This window comes from Paenibacillus zeirhizosphaerae (assembly GCF_030705605.1).
GTDB lineage: Bacteria > Bacillota > Bacilli > Paenibacillales > Paenibacillaceae > Paenibacillus > Paenibacillus zeirhizosphaerae.
The window spans coordinates 242,430-256,519 of the sequence record NZ_JAPCKK010000016.1 but is presented as its reverse complement, the minus strand read 5'-3'; the positions used below and the strand labels follow the sequence as shown (position 1 = coordinate 256,519).

The 14,090-nt window shown below is 52.5% G+C and carries 9 protein-coding genes and 1 pseudogene; all 10 read left to right on the top strand.

The annotated features are described in order from the left end of the window. Positions 1-33 precede the first annotated feature (33 nt). The 10 genes and pseudogenes from OIN60_RS10965 (at position 34) to OIN60_RS10920 (ending at position 14,060) form a co-directional block, all read left to right on the top strand. A complete protein-coding gene (locus OIN60_RS10965) occupies positions 34-3,423 on the top strand; it encodes a tubulin-like doman-containing protein (protein WP_305754906.1) in 3,390 nt (1,129 codons plus the stop codon). A gap of 3 nt (positions 3,424-3,426) precedes the next feature. Beyond that, the gene (locus OIN60_RS10960; RefSeq protein ID WP_305754905.1) at positions 3,427-5,781 is read left to right on the top strand and encodes a transcription initiation factor TFIID; all 2,355 of its coding nucleotides are present in this window, start codon (positions 3,427-3,429) and stop codon (positions 5,779-5,781) included. A gap of 42 nt (positions 5,782-5,823) precedes the next feature. Beyond that, positions 5,824-7,113, top strand: coding sequence for a vWA domain-containing protein (locus tag OIN60_RS10955; protein ID WP_305754904.1), 1,290 nt, complete (start codon positions 5,824-5,826; stop codon positions 7,111-7,113). A gap of 23 nt (positions 7,114-7,136) precedes the next feature. Then, on the top strand, positions 7,137-7,778 hold the full coding sequence (locus OIN60_RS10950; RefSeq protein WP_305754903.1) for a beta-mannanase: 642 nt from the start codon (positions 7,137-7,139) through the stop codon (positions 7,776-7,778). 15 nt (positions 7,779-7,793) lie between these two features. Next, entirely contained in the window at positions 7,794-9,059 is a 1,266-nt protein-coding gene (locus OIN60_RS10945; RefSeq protein WP_305754902.1) for a TRAFAC clade GTPase domain-containing protein, read from the top strand. Then, complete coding sequence (locus OIN60_RS10940; protein ID WP_305754901.1) at positions 9,056-11,932, top strand: GAP1-N2 domain-containing protein; 2,877 nt, start codon at positions 9,056-9,058, stop codon at positions 11,930-11,932. Before OIN60_RS10945 ends, OIN60_RS10940 begins: the two co-directional genes overlap by 4 nt. Before the next feature lie 294 nt (positions 11,933-12,226). Further along, a pseudogene (locus tag OIN60_RS10935) lies at positions 12,227-12,487 on the top strand (MFS transporter); the annotation flags it as partial. 43 nt (positions 12,488-12,530) lie between these two features. Continuing rightward, entirely contained in the window at positions 12,531-12,848 is a 318-nt protein-coding gene (locus OIN60_RS10930; protein ID WP_305754899.1) for a hypothetical protein, read from the top strand. A 132-nt stretch (positions 12,849-12,980) separates the two neighbouring features. Beyond that, positions 12,981-13,388, top strand: a complete 408-nt coding sequence (flgB, locus tag OIN60_RS10925) for a flagellar basal body rod protein FlgB (RefSeq protein WP_305754898.1) — start codon at positions 12,981-12,983, stop codon at positions 13,386-13,388. Between the two features lie 147 nt (positions 13,389-13,535). Then, complete coding sequence (locus OIN60_RS10920; protein ID WP_305754897.1) at positions 13,536-14,060, top strand: hypothetical protein; 525 nt, start codon at positions 13,536-13,538, stop codon at positions 14,058-14,060. Positions 14,061-14,090: the final 30 nt, after the last annotated feature.

Sequence of the window (14,090 nt, the reverse complement as noted above, 5' to 3'; positions counted from 1 at the left end):
ATTCAATTATAAAGTTATCCAGGGGGTAGAAATATGAAACCAGTAGTCAGAGAGCATATCCAGCAATTGGACGTCTCGCTTGGCGGCGGCATCGTCAGCGAGAAGATCCGGGTAGACACGATTGACAATCCGATTTTGATCATCGGTCTGGGCGGCACGGGCATCGATGCCCTGCTGCGCCTGAAATATCAGATCAACCGCCGCTTCAAGCTGCCGGAGGACCCGGTATCCAAGAAAAAGTCCGATAAACCGGACAATGTCGAATTCCTCGCCTTTGAAACCAATGAACAGGACCGGAACAAAAAGTACAAGGGCATCGGTCTCGACCCAATTAATGAATTCGTGCTGCTGTCCAATGCGGAAATCGGCGGTCTGCTGCAAAACCGCAGTATCCTGGAGCCGTACATAACCGAATGGCTGTCGCCGGAGCTGAGCATTACCGACGGCATGAACGGTGCCGCCGGTGTGCGTCAGGCCGGACGGCTGCTGCTGTTCACCAAGATTAACCAGGTTGTACAGAGCATCGACAAGAAGATCAAGACACTGTCAGTCGGCACGAACAAAAAATTGATGGTATTCCTGCTCTCCGGACTATCCGGTGGGACCGGCAGCGGCACGTTCCTGGATATTTCGTATATCGTAAGAGGCATTATCGAACGGGATTACGGCTCTGCGGGCATTGACCGGGTGAACACCCTTGGTTATTTATTCACGCCTGATGTCAATCTGGCGAACAAAAGCCTGAGCGAGCATACGCGCGAATATATCAAGAAGAATGGGTATGCCGCATTGAAGGAGCTGGACTACTGGATGAACGTGGACAGTCGCGGCGAACGATTCAAGCAGCAGTACGGGAGTATTTTGACGGTGAACTCGCCCTTGCCGCCGTTTAACCTTTGTCACTTGATCTCGGCTACGAACACAGAAGGCAAGCTGCTGGAGAACGCTTATGATTACTGCATGAACGTGACGGCTGAGAATATTACCAACTTCATGGCCAGCGAAGAAAAGCAGTCCGGCGAGGAGTTCGCCATTCATGACTACATCAGCAATATCCGCACTAACATTGCACAGATGAACCGGGCGTATCCGGCCAACTATGAATACAACATTATCGGTGCTTCGTCCGCCGTCCTGCCTGTGGAGGAAATGACGACCTACCTCGCTTATCGCTTGTTCGGCAAGATGGAGAAGATGTTTGAGAAGGTTCCCGGACAGGAGGAAGTGGAGAAGTTTGCACGTAAGCTTGGCGTAGATCTCGACAGCATGATCAAAAATTTCGAATCTCGCGTTCCTGAGCCGCTGCCTGGCTATGAGAACAGCGAAAGACTCAGCTATAGCAATGTGGTGAAGATGCAGGTCGTAAACATGGACACCGAGCTGGAGCAAAACTTCTTGACCCGTGCCCGTGAGGAATACATCAAGGCGAAGAAGCAGCTTCCCGGGGAGATTGTCGGCCAGTTCACAGATCAGATCCGGCGCATGTTCCTGCATCCGGAGCAGGGGCCATTCTATGTATCCCGTCTCATTTATACGGAGAAAGGCTTCTGCCTGCTGAAGATGCTGCTGTCTTACATTGAGACGCTGCGCGAGAGTCTGCACCGGATTCCAAGGGATATCGAAGCCGCACGCGAGCAGGCCAATGACAAAATGGGCGACGCGAAGAGCGCCTTTGTCTCCAAGGACAAGAAGAAAAATGCTTATATTGAAGCCAAAATCAATGAGTACTGGCTGCGCGCCGATGTGGAGCGCACGGAGCAGTTGATCGAGTTTTATGAAGATTTGTATGAGCTGCTGAATCAGGAAAACAGCCGTATTTATAATGTATATTCCGAGATTCTGAACGCTCTGAGCGCCATCTTCTCCAAGAACGGAGATATTCTCATTAACGGTGAGGAGCAGACCGATCATAAGGGCAACAAAACATACTACTGGAATTTAGTCAGCGTGCCGGATATCGCGGCGGTGGTTTCCAATATGATGGAAAAGCGTGACGGTGATGACCTGATCCGTGATTTCACCCAGGAGCTGCTGACCCATTCCAACCAATGGGTAAAGGAGCAGGAGATTGATATCGTAAGCTCCATTTCCGATTTCCTGACCGATAAATTCGGTGACCTCATCACCCGTTCCATGGAGGATTTCCTCATGATGAAGTACGGTCAGGATGAGGCGGTTGAGAAGTTCGTGGAACGGCATATTGCCAATCGGCTGGACGAGGATGCGGTACCGGTCTTCCACCTTAGCAACAGCTCCGGCAATCTGTATTTTCCTTCCTGGGGCTTCGTATCCGTTCCGGTTCAGGCACCTGGCATCCTGAAGGGAATCCGCAACTACCAGAACAACGCGGTCGGCAAGTCTCACTTTACGATCAAGGAGAGCGAGGTCAAAAACCGCATTTTCTGGCTGAATACACGCAACGGTGTGCCACTGTTCGTATATACGCCGCTCAAGGTATATGAAGAAAGCTATGAAAAAACGATTCTCGACAGGGAAGGCATCGGCCGCCATCTTGTGCAGACTGCCCAGAACAACTGGACATTCCTGCCATCCCCGATCCCGGAAAAGTCGTGGGGGGATATTTACGTCAATCCGCGTGTTAAGGAATATAATGCGCGTGTGCGGGAAGAATTTGCCCGTGCTTCTATCGCAGGCATCATCCGTCTGAAAGGCGACGACCAGAATACAAGCAGCAGATATGAAGTGGTGAAGACACGTCCGCTCGACCTCAAGGCCATACTTGCGGGTTATGATATGCGTCTCAATGATTCCAAGCCGAACCTTGGTGAAGTGAAGCGCGCCTTCGATTCGCTGAAAGGGTTACTGACCGAAGGACTTGAGACTGAATATGTGAAGGATATCTTTGGCAGCATCAACGAAGAGATGGCGCAGGAGAACCTGATCCGTTCGCCGGGAATGTCACGCGTTGTACGTGACGAATTGGCGAAACGCGAGGGTATCCAGGCCAAAGTGGCCGAGCTTGGTGCTGTGCTGGATAAGTTCCAGGATGAGGAGAAATGGCTGGATCAATTCATCGAAGCACTGTATACGAGCACCATCACCAAAAAAGGCGCGCTGTATGTATATGACCGTGACCCGGAGGAGGAGGCTTGGGAGCCGTTTGCCAATGTGCTGAAAAGCCGCAGCTATGTTGAATACGAGGTGTTCAGTCATTTCCGCGCACTGGACGAGAAAAGCCGTGCCATGCTTCTTCGCAAAGCTACACGCCGCGATACCGAAATGACCGCTTCGGAGGATATCACCGCTCTCCTGGCAAGGCTTGAGGAACTGGCCGCAACGTTCACAGAAGGGCGCGATCAACTGCAGTATGAGCGGGTTGAGCTGGCCAATGGCGAGGAGCTGTACACCTTCTATAGAGAAATGGCGGGTAAGCTTAACGATATCCGCAGAAGGCTGAAGTAAGCCATGAGTGAGAAACTGAGACAGTTTGCGGAGGCCTATGCCAGCGCGGAAGATCAACTGATCGGCAGTGGGGACGGACGCAGCAGCATCCATTACCCCGCTGTGTTTCTCTTTATCGGAGGCCGGTGCGGCATGGCGCTCAAAACGGTGATGGAAATCAACAGCCGCAAATGGGACAATAGCGCCGGTGTTGCCTACATTCATGTTGCTGCACAGGCTGAAGCGTTGCGTACATCCGGTGGTGCTTTCGGACATGTCATTCCGCCGCTTGAGGAATTGGATAACAAGACGAAGAGAAGCGGGCTGCACCGGGCTTTTTATAACAATGAAGAGCAGCTCGTGCAACTGAATGCGGTTCTGCGGAAGGCCGGCCGGCAGCTAGCGGAATACGGGAAGCTGTACTCTTCCTTTGAACGGGTACACTTGTCTGTGATTACTTGCGCTGATGATGCGCTTAACGCTGTCGTAGCTGAAATCACGTTGTTGGCGGATTATATCCTTGGCCAATCCTTCAAGTCAGTGCAAACAGATCTGTACACCTTGATGGAGGAGAGCCCTGAAGAACAGTATGGCTACAGCAGCGCTATTAACGTCGCCTTCCTCCGTGAGCTCGAATGGATGCAGAGTCCGGAATTCACATTCTCCGCCCCCTTGCATATGACAGAGGAGCGGCTGGCGATTCAGGTAGAGCATGCCCCGGCTCCGCTATTCGATCTGGTCTACCTGCTTTCGGATAAGGACGAGCGGGGAATGATCGTGCAGGATGAGCTGCGCCAGAATTGCGAAATGATTTGCCACATCCAGCTCCTCAAGAACCGCAGCAGGACAGCGGAGCAGTACCGGCCGCAGGATGGCGGGTATAACAACACCTCTTTCAAGAATAACATTATGACCGGATCAGGCCGGGCGGGATATGTGTCGGCAGGATTTTCACGTGTGAAGAGACCGAACGAATCGATTGCCCTGACGGTGCTGTATCATTTCTATGTACAGCTTCTGGAGCGCCTGAAGAGCAGTAGGGATTGGAGCATGCGCGAGAAGCTGGCGTATTTCGGCTTGGATGCTTCTGACCGGACGGCTTTGCTGGACAGTCTGCTGCCGGACCGGTCCGCAATCGGGGATATGACCGGCCTCATGACTTCCGGCGTGGGTTACGGTTCTCTGAAGAGAATGACGCTGCAGGAGGCGGAGAAAGCGTTGTTTGGAGAGGGCTGCCGCATGTTCTTTAGACAAAATTTTGAGGAGGAAGCCGCTGATCGGCTTCGGTCCTTTGATACGGAATCATGGCTGCGCAGTAAGGTATCTCTATCAGCCGCCGCCGGAGATGCAGGTATCTATGAGCTGCTGGAATGGACGGATGAGCAGGAGGCTGGCAGTGTGCTCAGCGCCCTGCGCAGCCTCATCCGTGATATGGCTCGTGATCTTGCCGTTAGCGGCGCGGAGCTGGAAGCTCTGTATGCCGCCTCCGTCGAGGATCAGCCATTTCAGCGTTTGCCGCTGCTGGATAAGCATAATACGCGCAGCTTGATCCGTTATTTGACGGAAACGGTCTACAGTCACAAGCTGAACATGCTGCGGCTTTATACAGAGCTTGAGATTCTCCGCCGCTGTGAGGCTGTGTTGGAGCAGTTCCACAGGCAGACCCAAGTGCTGGCTGCGGAGCTGGAGCAGGTGAAGCTGGAACTGCGAACGGCTTCTGAAGACAGCATTCGGCTGGCTGATCAGTATACTGGACAGAATCTGTTCGAGTATTATGAACATGTGACTGCAGCGATCATGACGGAGACGGAGACGAGGCGGGGTAGGCAGGTGTTCTTCGAGGATCGATTTATGGGACCGGCTGCAGAGCTGCTTCATAACGGAATGGAGGGCTTGGTAGATCGATTGCTCCTTACCTGCCGCAGCCTGATCCTGAGTGCGGAGCCGTTTAAGCAGACGTTCGAGGAAGAACTGCTGCGACGCGCCAACGTCGCCTCGGATTATAACAACCGCCAAATCGTGCCGCAGGATGAGCTGTTTAAGCGACTCTATCGTACACTTGAAGAGAATGCGGTGATTCATGTAAGGCTGCTGGATTATACACATGAGCACAGGTACGAGGAACGGTACTTTTTCGGTGATTATGAAGGTGAATTTCTGCCTTACGCCCTGGGCGTAGATGACACATCCCGCTTATACAAGACTGGCTTCGTACACGAAAAGCGCAGCAGTGGAGTAGAGAAGCTGCAATTGATGGGTGGTTTTCATACGGAAGATTTGATGGTGTACAGGAACGGAAAAACGTATTATGAAACGTATACCGCGAATGGGTACGAGCTGCACGGGATCGCTGTGGAGCAGCTTCCTGAAATGCGCTAAGCAAGTACGAAGCTGGAGCTAAAAGAGAAGGGGTTGGGGGTTATGATGCAGAGAAAATTAAATATAATCCTGCTGCTGTTCAGCCTTATTGGAGGCGCGGTAGGGTTTGTGATCGGGGAGATTCTGCTGCTGCGCTTTCTTGACGAGTGGCCGCATTGGCTGGTCATCGGAGCGTATTTCGGAATTATGGCATTGTGCATCGGGGTGTTTTGTCTGATCGCCGAGCTGATCAATCCGCAGTTGAACGGGATTTCATGGAAGCAGCGCTATTCAGGCTTATCGTGGAGATTGCTGGTGCCGGCTACGCTGGCTATGCTGTTTGCGGCAGGATCAGTCTTGGAATTAGGGTATCAAATCAATCCGGCGGGGGCCAAAAAGGTTAACGATTTGGTGCTGGTCATAGACAACTCGGGCAGTATGACAGAAAACGATCCGAACAATGACCGGATCACGGCGGCTAAACACATGATTAGCCAAATGGACGGGAACAAACGGGTGTCCGTAATCCTATTCGGGGATGAGTCTCAGGTGCTGCAGCCTTTTACACCGGTGGCGACGGATGTCGACAAGCAGGCCGTGTACGACAAGCTGGATCAGATTCCAAACACAGATGCGGGAACCAATATCGGACTTGCTTTGAGTGAAACGCTGGATCAGATCCAAGATCAAGGAAATGACGACAACGGTGCCATGGTCATTCTGTTGTCCGACGGCTACAGCGACCTGGATACGGCGAGTGCTCTGGCCCCTTATATCGAGCGGCAGATTGAAGTCAATACCGTCGGCCTCAGCATCACGGATTCGGGTGGGGTTGGACTGCTGCAGGCGATTGCACAGATGACCGGAGGAATCTACTATGACGTAACGGATGCAGGCCAGCTTTCGCTCGTTTTCGGAGAGATTTACAACAGCCTTGGCGACCGGACGCTGGTAACGGAACGCACAGGCATGTATGCGGAGAGCACTTATCTGGCCGTGTACCGTACAGTGGCCTTGGCGATCATCGGGGCGCTGATCGGGCTTGCGCTCGGGTTAATGTTCGATAACCGCTATTTGGCGCGCAACTTCGCCATTGGCGGTGTCCCTGCGGGGCTGCTGGCGGGTCTCCTGCTGGAGAATGGGCTGCGGGGCTCCATCTGGCTGGATCCGGTTGTCCGTTTCCTTGCTGCATTGCTGCTGGCAGGCATTATCGCACTTTTTTCGTTTGTGCTGCCGATTCGTGACCACCGCAAATCATCTGCTGCCAAGGACACCGGCGTATCCACTCGGCCTGGCAGAAGAGGAGAAGGGTTTGAGGATGCGCACCGGAACAGCCGCAGTAAAGGATTTTAGGGACGGAAATGGGGGCAGAGGTTATGCAGTATAGAGAAGCGCAGCCGGGAATGCCTATCATTTCCGAGCTGTCCTGCAGGCTGGACGACCATCATGTGGTGCTCCGCTGGCGCTGGCCGGAAGGCGTGCAGGCGGTATATATTGCGAAGCAGGAGGCGGAGCCGGCAGATGGCTCCCCTCCTTCAGCGATCAGCGGGGAACTGAAGCTGTTTACCCGTGAAGAATACAAGGCGCTCGGCAGCTATCAGGACCGGATTGAAGGTATCGGCCGTCTCCGCTATACCGTGTATGCGAGTATAATGGAGGAAGGGCAAATGATGCTTGTTCGGCAGAGTGACGGGGCAAATAGCGCGGAAATCAGCACCGGTAAAGCTAAAATCCGTTACACGGTGGATCACAAAAAGGGGCTATTCAGTCGCCGCAAAACCGTCCGCATCACTGTCACTGCAGAGATACCGATTCCCAAGGAAGCGCTCTGTTATGTGAAGAAGGAGGGCGGGTATCCACTTGACAAGGAGGACGGAACCGTCTATCCGTTCACGAGACCGTTTGCGGCCGGGCGAAATGCGCTCCCGCCTATTGAAGTGGGCGCTAGCGAGTATGTGCGTCTTTTTTTCACCGACGGTCGCAAGTATGGGAGCACGTTCGAGCTGATTCCCGAATGAGAGGAGGAATAAGTGATGGGCTTTTTTCAACAATTTTTCAAAAAGAAGCCGCAGCCTGAGCCAAGGCCGCTGTTCTACGATATTGTCTGTCCGTATTGCTTCAGCAAATTTTCACCGGAAGAGGTGGTCTTCCGCGCCACGCATCATCGCGAGGATGATGAGGATTTTGCGCTTGGAGAGGATGAACTGCTGAACAAATATCGGGAGCGGTTCGGACTGGATCAGGTGTACGAAATGGAGGCGATTATTCATCCCCATGATGTGCCGGAGGAGTACCGCATGTATTCCGACCATGTATTGATCGGCCTGACGGACCGCTATGGGGAGCTGACCCGGCGCCGTCTGTGTCCGCACTGCCACAATGAATTGCCCGTTACCGCCGGCAAAGTGCCGAGCAACATCATTTCGATTATCGGGGCTTCGCAGGCGGGCAAATCGGTCTATATGACTTCATTGATTCATACGCTACAGCACTATACCGCCGACCATTTCGGCGCTGCGTGTATGCCGCTGAACGCAGAGATCAGCCGCAAGTTCCGCACCCTGTACGAGGAGCCGCTCTTTGAGCGCGGTGACCTGCTCTCCTCCACGCAAAAGGAGAAAATGCAGGAGCCATTCATCTTCCAGTTTGTATTCAAGGATGAGGAGAAGGCACCGCTGACCCTGGTCTTTTTTGACGTGGCCGGCGAAGGTATGGTGGATCAGGACTATCTGGGTCTGCATGGCCAGCATATTAAAAATTCGGCGGGTATCTTATTCATGGTCGATCCGCTGCAGATTCGCTCCATCCGTGAGCGCATCAAGCTGAGTGTTGGTGACAAGCCCGGAGAGTTTGTATCCCAGTATGATGAGCCTCGTGATGTGGTGCTGACGCTGTTCGGGGATTTTATTGCTTATCAGGATAAAACGAAAACAGCTATTCCAACTGCAGTAGTGTTGACCAAAAGCGATATGCTTACGGCTCTTGCCGATGAGGAAGGTACCTATATCAAGAGCAACAGCAATGTTTTCAACCCGAAGGAGCACCGTAACTATCTGGATCTGACGGAGGTCGCCAATATTGATGGTGAGATTAGGCGTTTTATCGAAAAGGTGGACAGGCCGTTCAAAGGCACGATGGATGTCTATTTTTCCAATACCGCTTACTTCGCCGTATCCGCGCTTGGCAGCAATCCGGTGGACCAGAAGTTGCAGGGACTGGTTAGCCCGATCCGGGTGGATGAGCCGTTCATCTGGCTGCTGTATAAGCTGAAGTATATTGAGGGGAGAGAATTGCATTGAGCAGTTTGAAGCCCATCCAGCAGCAGATGTATACCCGTGAACGGCAGGGCATCTTCCGCTCTACTGAAGGGTTTGATACGATCGCCAAATCGCGGGGGCTGGAGAACAATTGGATCAAGAAAGTGCTGCATCCCTTATGTGTATATGATGCGCCTGCCGAGCTGGCTTCGCATGGGGAGAAGGATGAGCAGGCCTATCCGGAGGCTATTCATCTGGTGCGGGCAGAGAACGGGGATGTCATACTGGGGCGCAGCCTGTATAAGGCCTCGGATTTTACCGGGCTGAGAAGCGCATTCTTTACGCATAACTTTATTATTCCTGCCGGATACGGAGAAGGGAGCTCCGATTACAAACTGTGGCTGAATACGGCATTCGAAGACTCCTACGACATGGAACAAGGGATGGAGCTGCCTGAGCTGGACCGACTGCCAGCGGCAAAAATCTATCCTTCACTCACACCGGAATCTGTGCTGTCTGAACTGCAAATCGATGAGCAGACGTTCAAAAAGCTGCTGTATGCGGTGATGATGTCTCTGTCCGGACGCAAAAAGATGTATGTCACCCTGAACGTACCGGCAGGTGCAACATCTGCGGCCGCGAAAAAGCTGTTATCCGTGTTGTATAGTGTGATTCCGTACGCTTTTAGAAAAAAACTTGGATTTCTGACTTATGCGGCCGAGCCAGCGAGCAAGAAGGGGATTCATTTGACCTTTGTGACGCAAGGCGGACTGCGGCCTGGAGACCGCAGCATCGAGAAGGAATTTGTATTTGACCTTCCTCAGGGCCGTATTCTGAATATTGAGACTGAAGAGACAGACAAGCCTTTCTTGGAATTGATCTGGGAGTTTGTAAAAGGTGGAGAATCTCCCGAAGCATTTTTCAAGATTGCGGATCAGATGATGAACGGCATGGAATTCGGACGGGCGTTCAGCGTGCAGGCATACGATGAGCTGAGCGTGTTCTACAGGATGGAGCAGGGCAAGCTTGAGTGGTATCAGCGCAATAAAGCGGAGATGCTGCGGGGGCTTAATGAGTACCTTACCGGACCTGAAGCGATGCGGCGGCGGATGAGGCTGAACGACCTCTTTCTGGCTTCGTTCGACCGTGAATTCGACGCCGTCAAGGAAGGTGCGCTGCCTGACCCGGATGTGGTCAAATGCTTCAAGGATTATTATAATGCGGATTCCTCGTACATCGGCGGCAAGCTGATCGAGTATCTTATCCGTTCTCTGAACAATATGTATTCCGTCAAAAGAACGGACGGGGTGGCGCCGGTCTATCAGATTATCGACAGCAGTCCGACGCTCTGCGGTGCATTTTTACATAAGGTACTCAGCACCGGTACATTGATGAATACATTGTTCCTTCCTTATGCCAATGAAAAGTTTACAAGGGCTACGGATGTACAGGACATGCTGGACCTTATCCGGGATTGGGGAAGAATTCAGCCGGAGCTGTTGAAGCATTCGGATTTCCAGAAGCTTGCCGAAACGGCGATAACAGAACGGTTGAGCTCCATGTCACTGCGGCAGGAAGCGGCGGTACATTTTCAACAGAGCGTGCTGTCCATGCTGCATGAAAGACTCGGCACTCCCGGTGAAGAAGCTATGCTGGAGAGGCTCTATGAAGCGGGGGAACGCTTCCTGCTGACGGAGATCAAGCTTCAAGAGATCGCTCCTGCCCAACTAAGGCAGTTGAGCTTCTGTACTCGCCCCGATCTTGGGCCATGGGTAGCCAAGCTTCCCAGCAGGCTGCAGTCGCTGGCTGTCGAGTTTGTGGCTGCTTACGATTGGTTCGCTGATGAAAATCCGGCGCCTTCCCTGCTTATGGAGCTGTCAGAGCAGGAGCGAGAGCATGTGCGGAGCTGGGCCGTGCGCTGGCTGCCCGTTGAGCTGCAAAAAGAAAATTTTGCCCGCTTGCTCCCCGCCTACATGGAGCTGTCGGAGCAGGGGAGCAGCGTGCTGAATTATACCGGGCTGATGAAGGATGTATGGAACTGGGCGGGAAATATGGAATTGGTCTACCGCTTTATTCGCTGGACTGAGCAGCATACCGAATTTAGCAGCCCGCGCACCGGCTTCCATGCGGAGTATCAGAAGAGCCTGATGGCTTTCTTCAAGGAGGAAGGAAGGGAAGGGCTGCACAGAAAATCGGTTTGGCGGCGCTATTTCGAGCAGGCTGAGGGTCCTTTCCTGGCCTTCTACAATAAGGCGAAACGGCTAACCGCTTCACCGCTTATGCGAACGCTGCGCAAATTACGCAAAGGCAGAGCGCTGTTGGTATTGGTTATTATTACGGCTCTTGTAGCAGGAGTCGTAACGCTGGCTTCAGGAGTACTAAGCCCGGAGAAACCCCCGGAAACACCCCAGGCTAATGTACCTGCCAATTCCACAACGGATGCGGAGCCGCCGCAGCAGCAAGAGGAGGCTGCCCCAGTGCAAGTAACTTTGCCCGCACGGCAAGAAGGTACATCTGAAGGGGGATTAAAGCTTTTGTTTGCTTTCCCGGATGTCGTGCGGCAGGAGACGTTTCAACCTGAGTTGATCCGCATTACGGACCCGGAGGGGAATAAGCACGAATTCACAGATTTTACGCTTGAGCCGGCGCCGTCGGATGCTCCGGCCGGGGACGGAGAAGGCACCCTGTCGGGAAGCGAAACCGGGTCTGCGAATGGAGTGCAGGGGGATACCCAGTCTGGCGGGACTGTAAATGGCACACAGGAGAACAACGAGCCTGCCTATCCTTACAAGGTACTGGTTACGATCAATGAGAACTATCCCATTCAGAAAGGGAGCACGGTTGAAGTGGACGGGGGGGAGTATCCGATCACTTCAGCGGCTGATTCTGAAGAAGAAACTGCCGGCGAGCACTAGGGGAATTCGTTAAGAACACCAAAAGAAAAGGCGGAGGCAGCCAGGACTTCATGAGTCCATAGGCTGTCCCCGCCTTTATTTGCTGAGCGCATCATAAACATCGGGCTGCTTCTCTTTGGTGTGTCATCCCAACCGTGGGCCGCAGCAAAAAAGGCTCGTTGCTTTTCAATTTCCGTTCCATTCAACCCAAGGAGGACCATATTGTGTCAAGATATTCATCATCACCGGAGGGTGTGGTGCAAACCACAAGTATTCCGGGACACCTTCCCTGGCTGGCGCTGGGTATTCGGACTCATGTCTCTTTTAACACTTGGATTGCTTGTGTGGGTGCTGTGGAAGGTGCCGGATTATCCGGGTCAGCCGGCAGGTCAAAGGATGTCGGTCGGCCGGGTATTCATGCTGCCGGGCATACGTCCCATCTTATTTGTCGTATTAACCTGGATGCTGGCTCACAATATTTTGTATACGTATATTGCTCCATTTCTTGAGCGTTCAGGGCTTGCAGGTCGAACGGATCTGGTCCTGCTGGTCTTTGGGACAACGGCGCTTATCTCCATCTGGATCGTAGGCATGTATATTGACCGTAGGCTTCGCACTTGTGTCCGTTGCACTGTGGGTCGGCGGCACCTCCGCTCCGGTAGTTTTTGTCTCGGTGGCGTTATGGGGACTTACCTTCGGCGGCGCTGCCACCCTGCTGCAGACTGCACTTGCCGAAGCAAGCGGAGAAGAGGCGGTGGATACCGTGATGCCAATCAATACGACGGTATGGAACCTGGCCATTGCTGGTGGCGGAATTGTGGGCGGTATTTTGGTAGAGCTTGTTGGCGTGCAGGCTTTTCCAGGGGTGCTGCTGCTGCTGCTGGTGCTTGCATTGATTACGGTATGGAGTGCGAGAAGGTACGGTTTTCCGCGATAATTTTTATAAGACCTGAAAAAATTTAAAAATCCTCTGGATCACAGGTGTTTGCTATTCATTTTTGCGATGAAGCTGCCGATAAAGAACTTGTATTTGTCTCTTTTGATTCGTAATGAAGAGGAGAATGTCATCATGATTCATTCCAATACTAATGAGCTGCACGCATCCCTGCTTACCGCGCTTAATGCGAGAAATCGCGTAATTTCGAACAATATTGCCAATACAGATACACCCTATTACAAGGCCCAGTCCGTTGAATTCGAGGAAGAGCTGAAGCGCAAGCTGGAAAGCGGCTCGAGCGGCCAGCTTCCCCTGAAGCGTACCAATCCGAGACATCTGCCAATGCCGAGCGCCTCCAATCAGGTGGAATTTAAGGTTGTTGAAGATCAGAGCACGACGATGAACAACAACCAGAACAATGTGGACATCGACAAGGAGATGTCTGCGCTGGCGGAGAACCAACTGCTATACAACTACACCGTTGACCGGGTGAGCGGCTATTATTCTAAAATGAAAAATCTGCTTTCCGATTTGAAATAGTTAAATCGAATATGTAAAACCAGAAGATCCGCGCCTCGCGCGGATTTTTTGTTCATCGATAGATGTTTTTGTTACAGTAGAGTTGAAAAAGGACACTATATAGATAGCTGGTTATTTCGCAAGAACTGCTGCAGAGGAGGAGAAGGGATGGCTAGACAAAACATTAGAGTTCCTTACGGATATGAACCGCCTGGGGAGAGCCGAAAAGGAACGCTGATTTTTTATGATTCTTTTGAAGAAGTAACGGATGCTGAGCTGGAGCGCGCTTACACAGCTTTTGAGCAACGCGCTTTTGCCAAGCTGGTGCTGTACCCGCTGCATGAGGATACGGTCCGGCGAATGTGGAAGGAGCCGGTCAGCGCTTTTCATAAACGGCAAAAACGTCTGGAAGAATGGAAGCTCGATTCCGGTTATTCAACAGTCAGCATTCAGAATTGGGACGGCAAACGCAAAAAATACACACCGATTGATACGGCTCTGCGTTATCTCACCGAGGCGTATCCGGCCCCGTATTTCCTCTATATGACCCCGGAGATGGCAAATCTGTTCGCTTCCTTTTCAGCCTTTGAAGAGTGGATCGTGCAACTGAGACTGCTTTTGTCCGCCGAGCCGGAGACGATTCATCCCCGTCTTGAAAAGTTTCGGCACCGCTGGGATGTATTTGCCGGATGAAAGTGCCGCAACCATTTGCCTGCGAACATG